General features: G+C 69.2%; 14 protein-coding genes and 1 tRNA gene. 8 read left to right on the top strand and 7 right to left on the bottom strand.

What is annotated here, in order from left to right; translation table 11 throughout:
* Positions 1–79 precede the first annotated feature (79 nt).
* Both H284_RS0100625 and H284_RS0100630 read right to left on the bottom strand, forming a co-directional pair.
* On the bottom strand, positions 80–2,368 hold the full coding sequence (locus H284_RS0100625) for a beta-glucosidase (protein ID WP_020074787.1): 2,289 nt from the start codon (positions 2,366–2,368) through the stop codon (positions 80–82).
* A gap of 61 nt (positions 2,369–2,429) precedes the next feature.
* Positions 2,430–3,746 carry an MFS transporter gene (locus H284_RS0100630; RefSeq protein ID WP_020074788.1) on the bottom strand — a complete coding sequence of 439 codons (1,317 nt, stop codon included), beginning with the start codon at positions 3,744–3,746 and terminating at the stop codon, positions 2,430–2,432.
* A gap of 99 nt (positions 3,747–3,845) precedes the next feature.
* On the opposite strand from H284_RS0100630, the gene H284_RS0100635 reads away from it, so the two are divergent.
* Positions 3,846–4,448: a TetR/AcrR family transcriptional regulator gene (locus H284_RS0100635; protein WP_029042763.1), complete on the top strand. Its 603-nt coding sequence runs from the start codon at positions 3,846–3,848 to the stop codon at positions 4,446–4,448.
* Here H284_RS0100635 and H284_RS19835 read toward each other — a convergent pair.
* From H284_RS19835 to H284_RS0100650, 3 genes are all read right to left on the bottom strand, one after another.
* Positions 4,438–5,730 (bottom strand): acyltransferase family protein, encoded by a 1,293-nt coding sequence (locus H284_RS19835; RefSeq protein ID WP_039731158.1) that lies wholly within the window; start codon positions 5,728–5,730, stop codon positions 4,438–4,440. The genes H284_RS0100635 and H284_RS19835 overlap by 11 nt on opposite strands.
* A gap of 127 nt (positions 5,731–5,857) precedes the next feature.
* Positions 5,858–5,930, bottom strand: a tRNA-Val gene (locus tag H284_RS0100645).
* A 123-nt stretch (positions 5,931–6,053) separates the two neighbouring features.
* Positions 6,054–6,524, bottom strand: a complete 471-nt coding sequence (locus tag H284_RS0100650; RefSeq protein ID WP_018190968.1) for a peroxiredoxin — start codon at positions 6,522–6,524, stop codon at positions 6,054–6,056.
* A gap of 156 nt (positions 6,525–6,680) precedes the next feature.
* Here H284_RS0100650 and aceE point away from each other — a divergent pair, with 156 nt between their 5' ends.
* The 6 genes from aceE to H284_RS0100680 all read left to right on the top strand — a co-directional run bounded on the left by aceE (position 6,681) and on the right by H284_RS0100680 (position 14,304).
* Positions 6,681–9,407: a pyruvate dehydrogenase (acetyl-transferring), homodimeric type gene (gene aceE / locus H284_RS0100655; RefSeq protein WP_029042764.1), complete on the top strand. Its 2,727-nt coding sequence runs from the start codon at positions 6,681–6,683 to the stop codon at positions 9,405–9,407.
* Positions 9,408–9,430: 23 nt separating this feature from the next.
* The gene (locus tag H284_RS0100660; protein WP_020074792.1) at positions 9,431–10,630 is read left to right on the top strand and encodes a helix-turn-helix domain-containing protein; all 1,200 of its coding nucleotides are present in this window, start codon (positions 9,431–9,433) and stop codon (positions 10,628–10,630) included.
* Between the two features lie 84 nt (positions 10,631–10,714).
* The gene (locus H284_RS0100665) at positions 10,715–11,635 is read left to right on the top strand and encodes an ACP S-malonyltransferase (RefSeq protein ID WP_020074793.1); all 921 of its coding nucleotides are present in this window, start codon (positions 10,715–10,717) and stop codon (positions 11,633–11,635) included.
* 20 nt (positions 11,636–11,655) lie between these two features.
* On the top strand, positions 11,656–12,660 hold the full coding sequence (locus tag H284_RS0100670) for a beta-ketoacyl-ACP synthase III (RefSeq protein WP_020074794.1): 1,005 nt from the start codon (positions 11,656–11,658) through the stop codon (positions 12,658–12,660).
* A 46-nt stretch (positions 12,661–12,706) separates the two neighbouring features.
* Positions 12,707–12,958 carry an acyl carrier protein gene (locus tag H284_RS0100675; protein WP_018190963.1) on the top strand — a complete coding sequence of 84 codons (252 nt, stop codon included), beginning with the start codon at positions 12,707–12,709 and terminating at the stop codon, positions 12,956–12,958.
* Positions 12,959–13,068: 110 nt separating this feature from the next.
* Positions 13,069–14,304, top strand: coding sequence for a beta-ketoacyl-[acyl-carrier-protein] synthase family protein (locus H284_RS0100680; protein ID WP_020074795.1), 1,236 nt, complete (start codon positions 13,069–13,071; stop codon positions 14,302–14,304).
* 106 nt (positions 14,305–14,410) lie between these two features.
* Here H284_RS0100680 and H284_RS0100685 read toward each other — a convergent pair whose 3' ends face one another.
* Complete coding sequence (locus H284_RS0100685; RefSeq protein ID WP_026307170.1) at positions 14,411–14,914, bottom strand: DUF3145 domain-containing protein; 504 nt, start codon at positions 14,912–14,914, stop codon at positions 14,411–14,413.
* A 187-nt stretch (positions 14,915–15,101) separates the two neighbouring features.
* Between H284_RS0100685 and H284_RS0100690 the strand changes: the two genes are divergently transcribed.
* The gene (locus tag H284_RS0100690; protein ID WP_020074796.1) at positions 15,102–15,713 is read left to right on the top strand and encodes a PadR family transcriptional regulator; all 612 of its coding nucleotides are present in this window, start codon (positions 15,102–15,104) and stop codon (positions 15,711–15,713) included.
* Here the strand turns inward: H284_RS0100690 and H284_RS0100695 are convergent.
* Positions 15,710–16,558: a DUF1684 domain-containing protein gene (locus H284_RS0100695; RefSeq protein WP_020074797.1), complete on the bottom strand. Its 849-nt coding sequence runs from the start codon at positions 16,556–16,558 to the stop codon at positions 15,710–15,712. The two genes, H284_RS0100690 and H284_RS0100695, sit on opposite strands and share 4 nt — an antisense overlap.
* Between the last annotated feature and the right edge of the window lie 48 nt (positions 16,559–16,606).

Genomic DNA, 16,606 nt, shown 5'->3' on the forward strand with positions numbered 1-16,606 from the left:
CGGCCAGCCTATCCACGCGGCAGCCCGGCAGGACGATGCCTCGGTCCGCCGAGCTGGACTCGACGGACCGGGGCCGGCGTCACTGCTGCTGCGCGTTCGCGGCGGCGAGCAGCCCGTCGATCATGTCGGGCGTCACCTGGCCACCCGACATCATGCCGACGCGTCCGATCGGGAACGACGCCATCATCCGCTCCATCGACACGCCTTCCGGCATGATCGACGACGCGCCGTCGAACAGTTCCGACATCCCCGCCAGCGCTCCCTGCACCATGGGACCGGCGACGGGATGCGCGAGCACCTCGCCGAGCGACGACTCGCGCGTGAGCGGCAGCCGCACCTCGTCTCCGTCGACCGCCGCAGCCACCGTGGCCCGCAGGTCACGACTGGAGGCGCCCACCTCGATCGTGTACTCGCCGCCCTCGACCACCCAGCGGTCGGCGCGAACATCCCAGTACGCCAGGTCCTCCCGCCGGACCGTCACCGCGACCTCACCGGAGGCGCCCGGTTCGAGCTCGATCACGCCGAAGCCCTTGAGCTCGCGGGGTGGACGCTGCACGTGCGACCCCGCCAGTGACGTGTACACCTGCACGACCTCGCGACCGGAGCGCTCCCCCGTGTTCGTCACGGTGACGCGAACCTCGATGTCGCCGGATGCGGTCACGGATGCGCTTGCATCGCCGTACGAGAAGGTCGTGTACGAGAGGCCGTGTCCGAACGGGTACTCGACCTCCATCCGGCGCGCGTCGTACCAGCGGTAACCGACGAACAGGCCCTCGCCGTACCGGACGTGTCCCTCCTCGCCCGGGAAGTTGAGGAACGCCGGGGTGTCCTCCAGCCGCAGCGGCACGGTCTCGGTGAGCTTGCCCGACGGGTTGACCGCGCCGAACAGCACGTCCGCGGTCGCGGAGCCGCCTGCCTGGCCGAGCAGCCAGCCCTCCACGATCGCCGGCACGGTCCGCGAGAACGGGAGCGTCACCACGCCGCCGTTGGACAGCACGACGACCGTGCGCGGGTTGGCCGCGACCACTGCATCGATGACGGCCAGCTGGTCCGCCGGCAGGTCGATGTCGTCGCGGTCGTAGCCCTCGGACTCCAGCCGTGCGGGCAGCCCGGCGAAGACCACGGCCACGTCGGCGGCGGATGCGGCCCCGACAGCTTCATCGCGCAGTCGCGACGACTCGTCCGCATCCACCTCGGCCGCGAGCGAGAACCCGGGAGCGTAGACGACATCCCCGGCGACCGCGCGGATGCCCGTGAGGGCGTCGTCGAGCCGGGTGGGGCGGATCATCGACGAGCCGGCGCCCTGGTACCGCGGCTTCTCGGCGAACGCGCCGATGACCGCGATCGACCGGTCGGCGGCGAGCGGGAGAAGCGGGCGGTCATCGGACGCCGGGACGTCATTCTTCAGCAGCACGATGGAGCGGCCGGCTGCCTCCCGGGCCAGCGCGTGGTGGGCGTCCACGTCGAGCGGACCCTCCACGCGCTCCGTGTCGGCCCACCGGGTCGCGAGCTCGGCCACCCGGGCCGCCGACGCATCGAGCACGGACTCGTCGAGCGAGCCGTCGCCCACGGCCGCGACGACCGCGGCATCGCTCAGCCCGGCGTTGCCCGGCATCTCGAGGTCGAGCCCGGCGCGCAGGGCGGCCACGCGGTCGCTGACCGCACCCCAGTCGGAGACGACCAGGCCCTGGAAGCACCACTCATCACGCAGCACGTCGGTGAGCAGCCACCGGTTCTCGGACGCGAACACGCCGTTGATGCGGTTGTACGAACACATCACGGTGTGCGGCTGAGCGTCCTCGACGACGCGCTGGAAGCCGCGGAGGTAGATCTCGCGCAGCGGGCGCGGGTCGACGTCGGAGGAGGAACGCATCCTGTCGTCCTCCTGGTTGTTGGCCGCGAAGTGCTTCAGCGACGCACCGACCCCCTGCGACTGGATGCCGCGCACGAGCGCAGCGCCGAGAACGCCGGAGACGATGGGATCCTCGCTGAGGTACTCGAAGTTGCGGCCGCACAGCGGCGACCGCTTGATGTTGATGCCCGGGCCCAGGAGGACGGCGACATCCTCGATGGACGACTCGACCCCCAGCGCGGTGCCGACGCGCTCGACCAGCTCCACATCCCACGAGGAGCCGAGGGCCACCGCGGGCGGGAAGCAGGTCGCCGGAACGCTGTCGCCGATCCCCAGGTGATCGCCGCCCTCCCGCTGCTTGCGGAGGCCGTGCGGGCCGTCGGTGAGCATGACGGACGGGATCTCGCCGACCGCCTTCGTGCGCCAGAAGCTCTCCCCGCTGGTGAGCGAGGCCTTCTCCTCGACGCTGAGCCCGGAGATGTCGGCGGCGGTGGCCGCCGTGGTCGTGTCTGTCATGTGTTTCCTTCCGTGTGGTGCGTGGAGCAGTGAGACTGAGAAGCGGTGAGGTCGGTCGGGGTCAGCGGGTCGCCTTGATGGGCCAGACGGCCAATGCCCCCAGGATGCCGAGGACGATCCCGATGGGGAAGAGCCCGGCGTATCCGAAGGCGAGAACGATCGCGCCCGCGACACCGGGAGCGAGGGTCTGCGGCAGCGTCGCTGCGATGTTGACGACCCCGAGGTCCTTGGCGAAGGACTTCGCCGACGGCAGCACCTCGCTCATCAGCGCCGTATCCACTGCCTGGAACATCCCGAAGCCGAATCCCGAGATGGCCGTCATGATGAACCAGGCGGTCAGGTCGGGCCAGAGCCACGGCAGCAGGAAGGCGACGCTGACGACGGCGGCGGAGGCGAACACGAAGGGCTTGCGGCGGCCGAAGCGGTCGGAGAGCGGGCCGGAGATCACGGTGGAGATGATGATGCCGGCGAGGCTGATCAGCCCGAGCAGCGGGATGACCTGCTCCGGGTGTGCGACATGGAAGTAGTCGGTGAGCAGGAACAGCTGGTAACCCGTGACGGCGAAGTAGCCGGTGTAGAGCAGCAGCCGTCCCGTGAACGCCCAGAAGAAGTCGGGATGCGCGATCGGGTTGACCCAGAACGTCCGGAGGAACTCGCCCAGGGTGAACGGCTCCCGCTCGAGTGCCCGGCTTGAGTAGTCAGGGTTCGCTAGTACGAAGAGGGTCAGGACGACGAGCGAGAACACGGCGAAGAAGACATACCCGACCGCGATGCTGTTGAAGAACAGCGAACCGACGATCTGGCCGCCGAGCGCGCCGACCATCAGGCCGATCCCGGAGAGCGCGGCGAACGTGCCGCGGCGCTTCAGTGGCACCCGGTCGGGCATGACCGCCGTGAGCGGGCCCTGGGCGAAGTTGTAGCAGATCTGGACGAGGGTCCAAGCGATGATCACGCCGACGAGCGAGTTCGCGAACGCGAGGCCGATCAGCGACAGTCCGCCGGCGAGGGAGCCGAGGAGGATCCACGGCGCTCTGCGCCCGAAGCGCGAACGGGTGCGGTCGGAGATCTGGCCGGCGATCGGCTGCGCGATCATGGCCGCGAACGCGCCGATGGTGGCCACGATCGTGAGGTTGGCGACCTTGTCCTGCTCGCCGAACAGCTGCGTGATCTGCTGCGGGAGGAGGATGCCGGGCAGCGCGCCCCAGATCAGATAGATGCCGAGGTTGGCGGGGATGATCCACACCATCAGGCGGCGGAGGCCCTTGATGGGCGCGGGCGGATCGTCGTTGCCGGAGGCGGTGCCGACGAAAGTGTTGGTCGTGATCGGTGTCGGCTCGGCGGCGGGTTCGCCGAGCGGAACGGAGGTGTCTGACGTCATTGTCGAAGGGGTTCCTCTCACCATCCACCGTGGACGGTGGGAAAACCATACGTCACTCGGTTTTCAGAAAGCAAGCGCTGTTCGGTTTATGGTGGAGGCATGGCACGACGAGGTTCCTACGCGAAAGGCGTGGCGAAGCGGGACGAGATCCTGGAGCGCGCGCTCGAGGTGATCGCCCGCGAGGGCATCCGCGGAGCGTCGGTGAAGGAGCTGGCGGATGCGGTGGGCCTCAGCCAGGCCGGCCTCCTCCACTACTTCGACAGTAAGGAGGAGCTGTTCACGGCGATCCTCCGCAAGCGCGACGAGGTCGACAGCCGCCGCTTCGGCGACGTGGACGAGGAGCCGTCGCTCGACCGCATCCGCGACGGGTATGTCGGAATCGTGCGGCACAACGCCGAGGTTCCGGGCCTGGTCCAGCTGTTCTCACGCCTGGCGGTCGACGCGGGCGACCCGCAGCATCCCGCTCACGACTACTTCGTCGAGCGCAGTGCGGCCCTCCGGCAGACCTTCGCCGCGGCGCTGGAGGAACGGCAGGCTGGCGAGGCCGTCGGGAGCAGGGTGGACCCGGACACGCTCGCGCGCATCCTGCAGGCGGTCTCCGACGGCATGCAGCTGCAGTGGCTGCAGGACCCGTCGGTCGACATGGCCGCGACGGTAGACGCGCTCTTCGAGCTGCTCGCGCCCGCGGCGCCTAAGGCGTAGTCACGGACTGTCGGACGACGACGACCCGGGCAAGCAGCATCACAGCGCCATAGGAGACCAGCGCGAAGACCGCGTTCCAGAGGTCGAGCCCCCAGCACATGATCGCGAACGCCGGGAGGAAGACGCACGCAGAGGCCAGGTGGATGCGCCAGGGGGCGATTCGCGTGACCGTCATGCCAGAGGCGCGTGCCAGCGGCGGAGTGCGCTCGAACCGGACGACGAGGAGGGAGAGGGCTCCGACCAGAACGGCCGCGGCGATCAGCACCAGCGGTCGGCTCGACCACCAGGCCGGGCTGCCCGGCTGCGGCGTCCAACCCGGCACCAGAAGGCACACCCCGATGATGACGACGATGCAGGTCAGGTGCCAGAGGTACACGGTCATCAGGCGACTTCCGACGAGGAACGTCACCGCCTGGGCCGCGCGCCCACGCATGACAGCCGTGAGCGCGGGATGGAGCAACGCGAGTACGCAGAGCTGCGTGACGCCAAGGAGACCGAGGGCGAACAACGGAGGGTACTGGTTGCGCAGCATGTCCGGTGAATAGATATCCGACGCCATTCCGGCGACGAGGAGCGCGGCCGTGACAGTACCCGCGGCCGCGAGCAGCACACGCGGTGCGCGAAGGAGGCGCCCATCGGCGTAGAAGAACCCCAGCTGCTGGGCGAACAACCAGACGAATGCGGTGTTGAGGAGCCCGATCGCCTCGATCCCTGTCGCCGAACGGGCGGCGTCGACCGTGAGCGCGGCGGCGGCCAGCGCGGCCAGTGTTCGATAGGGCGCTCGTTCGTGCAGTGCGATCATGGCCGGCGCCGCCCACTGACACAGCACGAAGGCCGCCAGAAACCAGAGGGGCGTGCCCACGCCCGCGGCGACCGCCCGGACGAGGGCCGTGGGTGCACCGGCAAGCGCGGCGATCGAGAGCGTTGCCGCGAAGAAGGCGAAGAGCGGCAGGCTGGGCCGGGCGAGGCGGAGGACGCGTGCCCGGACGAACTCCGTCCACTCTCCTCCCCGCGAGCGTAGAGACCGCCACCCCGTGTACGCGGTGAACCCCCCGAGCGCGAAGAAGAGCGGCATCACCTGCCCGAGAACGGAGACCACAGGAAACCACGGCTGTTCAGCGAGAGGCTTCGTAATCGTCAGCGAGCCGTCGGCGTCCCGTCCGACGCCGATCAGGAGAAGATGGGCGACGACCACGACCACGACGCTGGCAACACGAGCGCCGTCAACGACGAGGTCACGCCCGCGCAGATCGAGTGGGGCGCTCCCGGGGTCCGATTTCATGCGACGAGCATAAGTGGAGAGCGAAAGCCGCCCGGAAGCGATGGCCGCAATGGCTCGACGACCGGCTTACAAAGTGTGGGCCCTGCCTCCGGGCACAGCATCGAACCGACGATCAATCCGAAAGAAGTGGGCCCTGCCGGGATCGAACCGACGACATCCACGGTGTAAACGTGGCGCTCTACCAGCTGAGCTAAAGGCCCCTAACGCCCCTCCACCCTACCGAACCCCTCACCTCGCGAGAGATTTGCGCCAAATCTCTGTTATGCGTGTCTCATAACCGAGATTTGCGCCAAATCTTCCCCACGCGGAGGGCGTAAGGCGGGTCAGACGTGGGCGGGGAGGCGGTCGAGCGCGGCGCGGTACGACTCGATCGAGCGGGCCTCGCCCGGCGCCGTGATGAAGGACGCGCGGATGATGCCGCGCTCGTCCACCAGGAAGGTCGCGCGGTTCGCGAAGCCCTTCTCGGGCAGGAAGACGCCGTACTCCTTGGCGATGTCGCCGTGCGGCCAGAAGTCCGCGAGCAGCGAGAAGCCGTAGCCCTCCTGCTCCGCCCACGCCCGCAGCGTGAACTTGGAGTCGACCGAGACGCCCAGCAATTCGACCCGGTGATCCTCGAACAGGGAGATGTTGTCGCGCAGAGCGCACAGCTCGCCCGTGCAGGTGCCCGAGAAGGCGAGCGGGAAGAAGACGATCGCGACGGCCTTCCGGCCACGGAAGTCGCTCAGTCGAACCGTCTCCCCGTACTGGTTGAGCAGTTCGAAATCGGGTGCGAGCGTGTCGTTCTCTAGAGCCACGATGACACAGCCTAGACCTCGGTTCTCGCAGCACCAAGTGACGGTCAACGACGGCGTCGGAGTGAGGCTAGGCTGGACGATGGTGCCCGCGCTTGTCGAAACCCGACAGCGCTCCGGCTTGTCCACGATCCATCCGACACAAGAAAGAGGTCGAGGGTGACTGTAAACGACCAGGACCCGTACTCGATGAATAACATCGATTCGGACCCGGAGGAGACCGCCGAGTGGCGCGAATCCCTCGACCAACTGGTTGCGGCCCATGGCCATGAGCGTGCTCGCGAGATCATGCTCAGCCTGCTCAAGCGCTCGAAGGAACTGCACGTCGGCGTGCCGATGGTTCCGACGACGGACTACATCAACACGATCTCCCCGGAGAACGAGCCCGAGTTCCCCGGCGACGAGGAGATCGAGCGCCGCTACCGCGCGTGGATCCGCTGGAACGCCGCCGTGCTCGTCCACCGTGCGCAGCGCCCCGGCATCGCCGTCGGCGGCCACATCTCGACCTACGCGTCGAGCGCCGCCCTCTACGAGGTCGGCTTCAACCACTTCTTCCGCGGCCAGGACCACCCCGGCGGCGGCGACCAGATCTTCGTCCAGGGCCACGCCTCCCCCGGCACCTACGCCCGCGCGTTCCTCGAGGGGCGCCTGAGCGCCGACCAGCTCGACGGCTTCCGCCAGGAGAAGTCGCACGCCGGCGGCGGCCTCTCCAGCTACCCGCACCCGCGCCTCATGCCGGAGTTCTGGCAGTTCCCGACCGTGTCGATGGGCCTCGGGCCGATCAACGCCATCTACCAGGCGCAGCTCAACAAGTACCTCACCAACCGCGGCATCAAGGACGCCTCCGACCAGCACGTCTGGGCGTTCCTCGGCGACGGCGAGATGGATGAGGTCGAGTCGCGCGGTCAGCTCCAGGTCGCGGCGAACGAGAAGCTCGACAACCTCACGTTCGTCATCAACGCCAACCTGCAGCGCCTCGACGGCCCGGTCCGCGGCAACGGCAAGATCATCCAGGAGCTCGAGAGCTTCTTCCGCGGCGCCGGCTGGAACGTCATCAAGGTCATCTGGGGCCGCGAGTGGGACGACCTGCTCGCCCGCGACGCCGACGGTGCGCTCGTCAACCTCATGAACGAGACGCCCGACGGCGACTACCAGACGTACAAGACCGAGAGCGGCGCGTACGTCCGCGAGAACTTCTTCGGCCGCGACCCGCGGACGCTGGAGCTCGTCAAGGACTACAGCGACGACCAGATCTGGAACCTCAAGCGCGGCGGCCACGACTACCGCAAGGTGTACGCGGCCTTCAAGGCGGCCGCGGAGCACAAGGGCCAGCCGACCGTCATCATCGCCAAGACCATCAAGGGCTACGGGCTCGGCCCGTCGTTCGAGGGCCGCAACGCGACCCACCAGATGAAGAAGATGACGCTGGACAACCTGAAGACGTTCCGGGATGCCATGCGCATCCCGATCACTGACGCCCAGCTCGAGGAGAACCCGTACCTCCCGCCGTACTACAACCCCGGCGCGGACGACGAGGCGATCCAGTACCTGCACGACCGCCGCCGCGCACTCGGCGGCTACGTGCCGGAGCGCCGCGCGAAGTACACGCAGCTCAACCTGCCGGACGACTCCGCGTACGCGATCTCGAAGAAGGGATCCGGAACGCAGGAGGTCGCCACGACCATGGCGTTCGTCCGCCTCCTGAAGGACCTGCTCCGCTCGAAGGACTTCGGCCACCGCATCGTCCCGATCATCCCGGACGAGGCGCGCACCTTCGGTATGGACGCCTTCTTCCCGAACGCGAAGATCTACAACCCGAACGGCCAGCACTACACGTCGGTCGACCGCGAGCTGCTCCTCGCCTACAAGGAGAGCCCGCAGGGCCAGATCATCCACGTCGGCATCAACGAGGCCGGCGCGCTGGCCGCGTTCACCAACGTCGGCACGTCGTACTCGACGCAGGGCGAGCCGCTCATCCCGGTCTACGTCTTCTACTCGATGTTCGGCTTCCAGCGCACGGGCGACGCCCTGTGGGCGGCGGGCGACCAGATGGCGCGCGGCTTCCTCGTCGGCGCCACCGCCGGTCGCACCACGCTGACCGGTGAGGGTCTGCAGCACGCGGACGGCCACTCGCCGCTGCTCGCATCCACCAACCCGGCCGTCGTCCAGTACGACCCGGCGTACGGCTACGAGATCGGCCACATCGTGCGCGCCGGCCTCGAGCGGATGTACGGCGGCAACCACCCGGACCCGAACGTCATGTACTACCTCACGGTGTACAACGAGCCGATCGTCCAGCCGGCCGAGCCGGAGGGCGTGGATGTGGACGGCATCGTCCGCGGCGTCTACAAGCTGCGCGCCGGCGAGGGCGACGGGCCGAAGGCCCAGCTGCTCGCGTCGGGCGTCTCGGTGCCGTGGGCCCTGGAGGCCCAGCACCTGCTCGCGCAGGACTGGGGCGTCTCCGCCGATGTGTGGAGCGTCACCTCGTGGGGCGAGCTGCGCCGCGACGGTCTCGCCGCCGAGGAGCACAACTTCCTCTACCCGCAGCAGGAGAAGCAGGTGCCCTACGTCACCCGCAAGCTGCAGGATGCGGAGGGCCCGTTCGTCGCCGTCACCGACTACTCGCACGCCGTGCCGGACATGATCCGTCAGTTCGTCCCGGGCGAGTACGCGACCCTCGGCGCCGACAGCTTCGGCTTCTCGGACACCCGCCCCGCGGCTCGCCGGTTCTTCAAGATCGACGGACCGTCGATGGTGGTGCGGACGCTGGAGCTCCTCGCCGCGCAGGGCAAGGTCGACCCGAACGCCCCCGCCTGGGCGATCGAGAAGTACCTCCTGCACGACGTCAACGCCGGCACCACGGGCAGCGCGGGCGGCGAGGCGTAACGGCTCCCGTGGCTGGCGGCCAGGTGGAGAGGACGAAGCCCGAGACGCTCGCGTGGCTGCGCAAGATCTCGGGTGAGCTGGCGACGACCACGCTCAAGCGGCTCGAGGACACCCTCCCCTGGTACCGCGACATGCCACCGGGCCGGCGCAGCGCCGTCGGCCTGGTGGCCCAGGCGGGCATCTCGTCGTTCATCTCTTGGTACGACGACCCCCGCTCGACGCCGTGGATCGCCGCCGACGTGTTCGGCGCGGCCCCCCGCGAGCTGCTCCGCAGCGTGAGCCTGCAGCAGACGCTGCAGCTCATCAAGATCACCGTCGAGGTGGTCGAGGAGCGCGTGAAGACGGCGGGAAGCGAGGATCTGCGGGAGGCCATCCTGCTGTACTCCCGCGAGATCGCGTTCGCGGCGGCCGACGTCTACGCGCGTGCCGCTGAGGCCCGCGGCCTGTGGGATGCACGCCTCGAAGCCCTGGTCGTCGACAGCATCCTGACCGGCGAGTACGACGACGAGCTCCCCAGCCGCATCGCCGCGCTCGGCTGGCACGGGCACGGCGAGGTCAGCGTCCTCGTCGGCACCGCGCCGAAGATGCTCGACGTCGACCAGCTGCGCCGCACCGCCCGCCACATGTCGGCCGACGTGCTGATCGGCGTGCAGGGCAGCCGGCTGGTGTTGGTGATCGGCCGCGCCTGGCCGAGCAACAGCACGCCGGAGGAGGCGATCGGCGCCGCCCCTGTGGTCTCGTTCATGGAGATCGCACAGCAGCTGGAGCCCGGCTTCGGCCCCGGCCACCTGGTGCTCGGCCACGAGGTCCCGAGCCTGGTGGATGCGTCCAAGAGCGCGAAGGCGGCCCTCGCCGGCTTCGCGGTCGCCCGGGCCTGGCGCAACTGCCCTCGCCCGGTGCACGCGGACGACCTGCTCCCGGAACGCGCTCTCGCCGGCGACGGCCTCGCCCGCGCGACGCTGATCAGCCGCATCTACCGCCCGCTGCAGGGCTACTCCACCGAGCTGCTCACCACCCTGTGGTGCTACCTCGACAACGGCCGGTCGCTGGAGGCGACGGCGCGCGAGCTGTTCGTGCACCCGAACACCGTCCGCTACCGCCTGAAGCGCGTCTCCGAGGTCATCGGCTGGGATGCGACCGGCGCGCGCGAGGCCCTGATCTTGCAGGCGGCGCTGATCGTCGGCTCGATCAACGAGCCCGACTCGCCCCGCCGCGGCGACTGAGTTGTAGACAACCACAAAGCATTCTCGAATAGTTCGTATCCATCCGACACATCCGCCTGGCGGAAGATTGGCAGACTGGAAACCGTGATCGTCATCGTGTGCCCGGGTCAGGGATCCCAGACCCCCGGCTTCCTGGACCCCTGGCTCAGCGAGTCCTCGTTCCGCGACCAGCTCACCGGCATCTCCGACGCGGTCGGCATCGACCTGGTGGCGCACGGCACCGTGAGTGACGCCGACACCATCCGTGACACCGCGATCGCTCAGCCGCTCATCGTCTCGGCCGGACTGCTGACGCTGTCCGCACTCTTCGCCGACGGGCGCCGCGATCGGGTCGGCGGCATCGCCGGCCACTCCGTCGGCGAGCTCACCGCGGCCGCCGGAGCCGGTGTCCTCAGCGAGACCGACGCCGTCGCCTTCGTGCGCGAGCGCGGCGCCGCCATGGCCCGCGCGGCCGCCGAGGCGCAGACCGGCATGAGCGCCGTGATCGGTGCCGACGAGACCGAGCTCCTCACCCGCCTCGACGAGCTGGGCCTCTCCCCCGCCAACTACAACGGCGGCGGCCAGATCGTCGTCGCCGGCGCTCTGGATGCGCTCGCCCAGCTGGCCGAGGACCCGCCGGCCCGCGCGCGTGTCATCCCGCTGCAGGTCGCCGGTGCATTCCACACCCGGTACATGGCGTCCGCCGTCCCGGCGCTCGAGCAGTTCGCCTCCACTCTGACGACGAACGACCCGACGCTGCGCCTCTGGACCAACAAGGACGGCTCCGAGGTGACCGACGGCGCCGAGTTCCTGCGACTCCTCGTCGGCCAGGTCTCGTCGCCGGTGCGCTGGGACCTCGACATGAAGGCCTTCGAGGAGGCCGGCGTCACCGGCCTGATCGAGGTCGCCCCCGCCGGCGCGCTCGTCGGCCTCGCCAAGCGCGGCCTGAAGGGCGTGCCGACCGTCGCCATCAAGACCCCCGACGACCTGCCGGCCGCCTTCGACCTCATCGACCAGGCCGCGTAAGGCCGCAAGGAGCTCCCCCGATGACCCACCCCACCCTGCAGCAGTCGCACGGCCCGCAGTACACCCGCATCCTCTCGATCGGCGCCGCCCGCGGCGAGAACGTCGTGCCGAACGACGACCTGGTCGGCCCGATCAACTCCTCCGACGAGTGGATCCGGCAGCGCACCGGCATCATCACCCGCACCCGCGCCGGCCGTAACGTGCTCGCCGTCGACCTCGCCACCGAGGCGTCGAAGGAGGCCATCGCGAAGTCGGGCGTCGACCCGAAGCTGATCGACGCCGTCATCGTCGCGACCGTCTCGAACGTGCAGCAGACGCCGTCCATCGCCGCCGTGCTCGCCGACCGCGTCGGCGCCAACCCGGCCGCCGCGTACGACATGAACGCCGCCTGCGCCGGGTACGCCTACGCGGTGGCCCAGGCGGATGCGCTCATCCGCACCGGCGCAGCGCACTACGCGCTCGTCGTCGGCGCCGAGAAGCTCTCCGACGTCGTCGACCCGACCGACCGCACCATCTCGTTCCTGCTCGGCGACGGCGCAGGCGCCGTCGTCATCGGCCCGAGCGACTACCCCGGAATCGCCAAGACGGTGTGGGGCTCCGACGGCTCCAAGGCCGACGCGGTCGGGATGGGCAACACGCTCCTCGAGTTCCGCGACGGCGAGAAGCTGTGGCCGACCCTCCGCCAGGAGGGCCAGACGGTCTTCCGCTGGGCGGTCTGGGAGATGGCCAAGGTCGCCAAGCAGGCGCTCGACGAGGCCGGGGTCTCCCCCGACCAGCTGGCCGCGTTCATCCCGCACCAGGCAAACATGCGCATCGTCGACGAATTCGCCAAGCAGCTGAAGCTTCCGGAGACCGTCGCCATCGCCCGCGACATCGAGACGACGGGCAACACGTCCGCCGCATCCATCCCCCTCGCGACCCACCGACTGCTCCAGGAACACCCGGAGTTGAGCGGCGGCCTGGCGCTCCAGATCGGCTTCGGGGCCGGTCTGGTGTTCGGCGCGCAGGTCGTCGTGCTGCCCTAGACTGTTTCCCGGTCACAACGACACCCCCCTCAAGGAGAGAAAAACCATGGCATTGTCCACCGAAGAAGTTCTTGCCGGCCTGGCCGAGCTCATCAACGACGAGACCGGCATCGCGACCGACACGGTTGAGCTGGACAAGTCGTTCACCGACGACCTCGACATCGACTCGATCTCGATGATGACCATCGTGGTCAACGCCGAGGACAAGTTCGACGTGAAGATCCCCGACGAGGAGGTCAAGAACCTCAAGACCGTCGGAGATGCGGTCGAGTTCATCGTCAAGGCGCAGAACGCCTAGGCGCAGAGCCAGGATTCTTCCGCGCGGGCGGCGCGCGACCGTGTCGCCGCCCGCGCGTGCGGCAGCGCTCTGACCGAGCGCCGCCATCCTCATTCAGGAGAGTTGCCGTTATGACCAAGAAGATCGTCGTCACCGGTATGGGCGCGTCCTCGCCCCTCGGTGGCACCGCCCCCGAGAGCTGGAGCGCCCTGCTCGCCGGCGTCTCCGGCGCCCGCACCCTCGAGCACGACTGGGTCGCCCAGTACGAGCTGCCGGTCACCTTCGCCGCAGAGGCCAAGGTGCGCCCGGAGGAGGTGCTGGAGCGTCCCGTCGCCAAGCGTCTTGACCCGTCCAGCCAGTTCGCCCTCATCTCCGCCATGGAGGCCTGGGAGGACGCCGGCCGTCCGGATGTCGCGCCTGAGCGCCTCGGTGTCGACTACGCCACCGGAATCGGCGGCGTGTGGACGCTGCTCGACGCCTGGGACACGCTGCGTGAGCGCGGCCCGCGCCGTGTCCTCCCCATGACCGTCCCGATGCTCATGCCGAACGCGGCATCGGCCGCGGTCTCCATGCACTTCGAGGCGCGTGCCTACGCCCGCACGGTCGCCTCCGCCTGCGCCTCCAGCACCGAGTCGATCGTCAACGCCTACGAGCACCTGCAGCTGGGTCTCGCGGACGTGGTCATCGCCGGTGGCACGGAGTCCGCCATCCACCCGATCACCGTCGCGTCGTTCTCGTCGATGCAGGCGCTCTCGCGCCGCAACGACGACCCGGCGCACGCCTCCCGCCCGTACAGCGTCGACCGCGACGGCTTCGTGATGGGTGAGGGCGCGGCCAGCCTGGTGCTCGAGACCGAGGAGCACGCCCTCGCTCGCGGCGCCCGGATCTACGCCGAGCTCGCGGGCGGTGGAGTGACCGCCGACTCGTATCACATCACCGCGAACGACCCGGAGGGCCGCGGCGCCAGCCGTGCTCTGCGCATCGCCCTCGACCGCGCAGGTGCTGTGCCGGACGACGTCACCCACATCAACGCGCACGCGACCAGCACGCCGGTGGGCGACCCGTCAGAGTACGTGGCGCTGCGCGAGGTGTTCGGTGAGCGCGTCCACGGCATCCCGGTTTCCGCCACCAAGGCGTCCACCGGACACTTGCTCGGCGGCACGGGTGCGCTGGAGGCCGTGTTCAGCATCCTCGCGATTCGCGACCGTCAGGCACCGCCGACGATCAACATCACGGAGATGGACCCGGCGATCCCGCTGCAGGTGAAGAGCGAGCCGCAGCCGCTCGGCGACGAACCCCAGCTCGTCATCAGCAACTCCTTCGGCTTCGGCGGCCACAACGCCGTCGCCGCGTTCCGCAGCTACTGAGTCGACGCACGGACACAGGAAGGCCCCGCTCGTCATGAGCGGGGCCTTCTCTGTTTCACCGCAGGCGGGCGGCCGTGCCAGGCCCGCCGCGGGAGTCGTACGCCGGTCAGCCGACGTTGTGCAGCCAGATGACCGATGTGTCGTCGTGGGCGTGCCTGAAGGGCTCCAGCTCGTCGTCCCACGCCTGACCGAGGGCCAGCCGGAGCTCGCGGTGCAGCTCGAGGGCGTTCGCACCCGCGATCTCCATGGCGTAGCGGATGCGGTCCTCCGGCACGACCATGTTGCCGGCCGTGTCGACCTGGGCGAAGAAGATGCCGAGATCGGGCGTGTGCATCCACCGGCCGCCGTCGGTGCCGTGACCGGCGTCCTCCGTCACCTCGTAGCGCAGGTGCTCCCAACCGCGCAGGGCGGACGCGAGGCGCGCGCCGGTGCCGGGAGGGCCGTCCCAGAAGAACTCCGTGCGCTGGGAGCCCTTGAGCACGGGCTGCGACTCCCAGGTGAAGTTCACTGCACGCCCGAGGGCGCGACCCGCCGCCCACTCGATGTGGGGGCAGAGCGCGCTGGGAGAGGAGTGCACGTAGAGCACCCCTCGAGCGACGTGTGCCGACATGGTTCTCCTCCGTTCGTTGGTGCGTCTTCCCCTACGACCAGGAACGGATGGAAATCTTCGGCGTGTGAAGTTGCGGTAGCGCTCGCGCGCGTTGCCACGATTATGCCCGAGAACCGCGGGGAGTTACAAGATTGTGATTCGGCGATTCGCTCGCCGGGCGAACACCGGACGTAATAGCATACCGAGTATGTCGGTCCAGAACGGTTTCCTCGCACTCCTCACCCAGGGCGCTGCCTACGGCTCGCAGCTCCAGAGCGAGTTCCTCTGCCGTGCCGCACACCGACGGCAGCTCAATCCCGGCCAGGTGTATTCGACGCTCGACCGGATGACGGATCAGGGTCTCGTCGCTTCCGCAGGCGCCACCGACGACGGCCTTCCCCTCTACGAGCTGACCGCGGCGGGACGGGCGGCGGCAGCAGCCTGGCTCGGCGGTGCACCCACCGACGGCCGCCCGGACTGGGACGAGATGCAGGACCAGGTGCTGATCGCCGCCTCCCTGGAGGGGGTGGATGCGCTGGTCGTCATTGACGGCTATCGCGCCGCCTACGCAGAGAAGATCCGCTACCTCACCCACGAAGCGGACTCGCGCGCCCTGCTCGCGGCGAACCGCGCGGCCGAACTGGGCGCGAAAGCGGCCATCGAGTGGCTGGACGAGGTCGCGGCCACCCTGCGGTCACATCCCGGCGCGCTGGTGCAACCGCGCTCCCCCGAGCGTCCGCGGCGCGGCCGTCGGCCGGCCTCCGAGGCGGCTGCTCCGCCGGCAGCCGCACCGCAGGCGGAGAGCCGCAGCGCGCCCTAGTGCAGCAGCTCGCCCTGCGTGTTGAGGACGTTCTTCTCGCCGGCCTCGATCGGCACGGCGAAGCGGTTCTGCGCCGGCGGCAGTGGGCAGTTGAAGTTGTAGCTGAACGCGCACGGCGGCAGGACCGCGAGGTTGAAGTCCAGCGTGACCGTGCCGTCCTCGTTCGGCACCACGAAGAGGAACCGGCCGACCGAGTAGGTGCTGTCGCCGTTCGTGGTGTCCGCGAAGACCAGCTGGAGGGCACGGCCGGCCTTGAACGCGGCGAGGTTGTAGTCGACGCCGTCCTTGGTGAAAGTGATCTCGCCCGGGATGACCATGTCGCGCGTTGCGCCGTCGTCCTTGAGGTGCTCGAAGCCGACGGTCTTGCCGCCCTCGATCGGGGTGAACGCGGCCTGGATGATCCACTCCGGGTTGAACGGGAAGGCGTCGATCGAGCCGAACTCCTGGATCGCCTCGGAGTTCGCATCCCACACGCGGAGCGCGTAGTCGCCGTCCTCGCTGGCGATGACGAATCCGCTGACCGTGTCGCTGAAACGGATCGTGCCGGGGTTGGGGTCATCCTTGCCGCGGACGATCGCCGAGCCGTCGACCAGGACGTCGTCGACGAAGATGTTGTCGGTCGCCGCGGCGGTGACCTTGAGGCCCGACTGGCCCTTCGGCAGCGGAGACCAGAGACCGGGGACGCCCCAGATCGGCTGCTCCGAGTCCGGCTCTCCCGTGATCCACTGGGTGTTCACCAGCGCCAGGTTGCCCTGCGGCGCGGTCACGGCCTGTTCGCGGCGGGCGCGGTAGCGGGCCAGGACGGCGTTCGGGTCGGTGGGAGCGGCAGCGGCGGTGTCGGTCATGGTCTCCATCCTCGGTCAGGTCGGAGGTGACAACCAACTCCGACACTC

This window comes from Cryocola sp. 340MFSha3.1 (assembly GCF_000383315.1).
Taxonomy (GTDB): Bacteria; Actinomycetota; Actinomycetes; order Actinomycetales; family Microbacteriaceae; genus Leifsonia.

Coding starts and splice junctions, on each gene's coding strand:
- H284_RS0100625 (WP_020074787.1), bottom strand. CDS start 2,368: ATGACAGACACGACCACGGCGGCCACCGCCGCCGACATCTCCGGGCTC.
- H284_RS0100630 (WP_020074788.1), bottom strand. CDS start 3,746: ATGACGTCAGACACCTCCGTTCCGCTCGGCGAACCCGCCGCCGAGCCG.
- H284_RS0100635 (WP_029042763.1), top strand. CDS start 3,846: ATGGCACGACGAGGTTCCTACGCGAAAGGCGTGGCGAAGCGGGACGAG.
- H284_RS19835 (WP_039731158.1), bottom strand. CDS start 5,730: ATGAAATCGGACCCCGGGAGCGCCCCACTCGATCTGCGCGGGCGTGAC.
- H284_RS0100670 (WP_020074794.1), top strand. CDS start 11,656: ATGACCCACCCCACCCTGCAGCAGTCGCACGGCCCGCAGTACACCCGC.
- H284_RS0100675 (WP_018190963.1), top strand. CDS start 12,707: ATGGCATTGTCCACCGAAGAAGTTCTTGCCGGCCTGGCCGAGCTCATC.
- H284_RS0100680 (WP_020074795.1), top strand. CDS start 13,069: ATGACCAAGAAGATCGTCGTCACCGGTATGGGCGCGTCCTCGCCCCTC.
- H284_RS0100685 (WP_026307170.1), bottom strand. CDS start 14,914: ATGTCGGCACACGTCGCTCGAGGGGTGCTCTACGTGCACTCCTCTCCC.
- H284_RS0100690 (WP_020074796.1), top strand. CDS start 15,102: ATGTCGGTCCAGAACGGTTTCCTCGCACTCCTCACCCAGGGCGCTGCC.
- H284_RS0100695 (WP_020074797.1), bottom strand. CDS start 16,558: ATGACCGACACCGCCGCTGCCGCTCCCACCGACCCGAACGCCGTCCTG.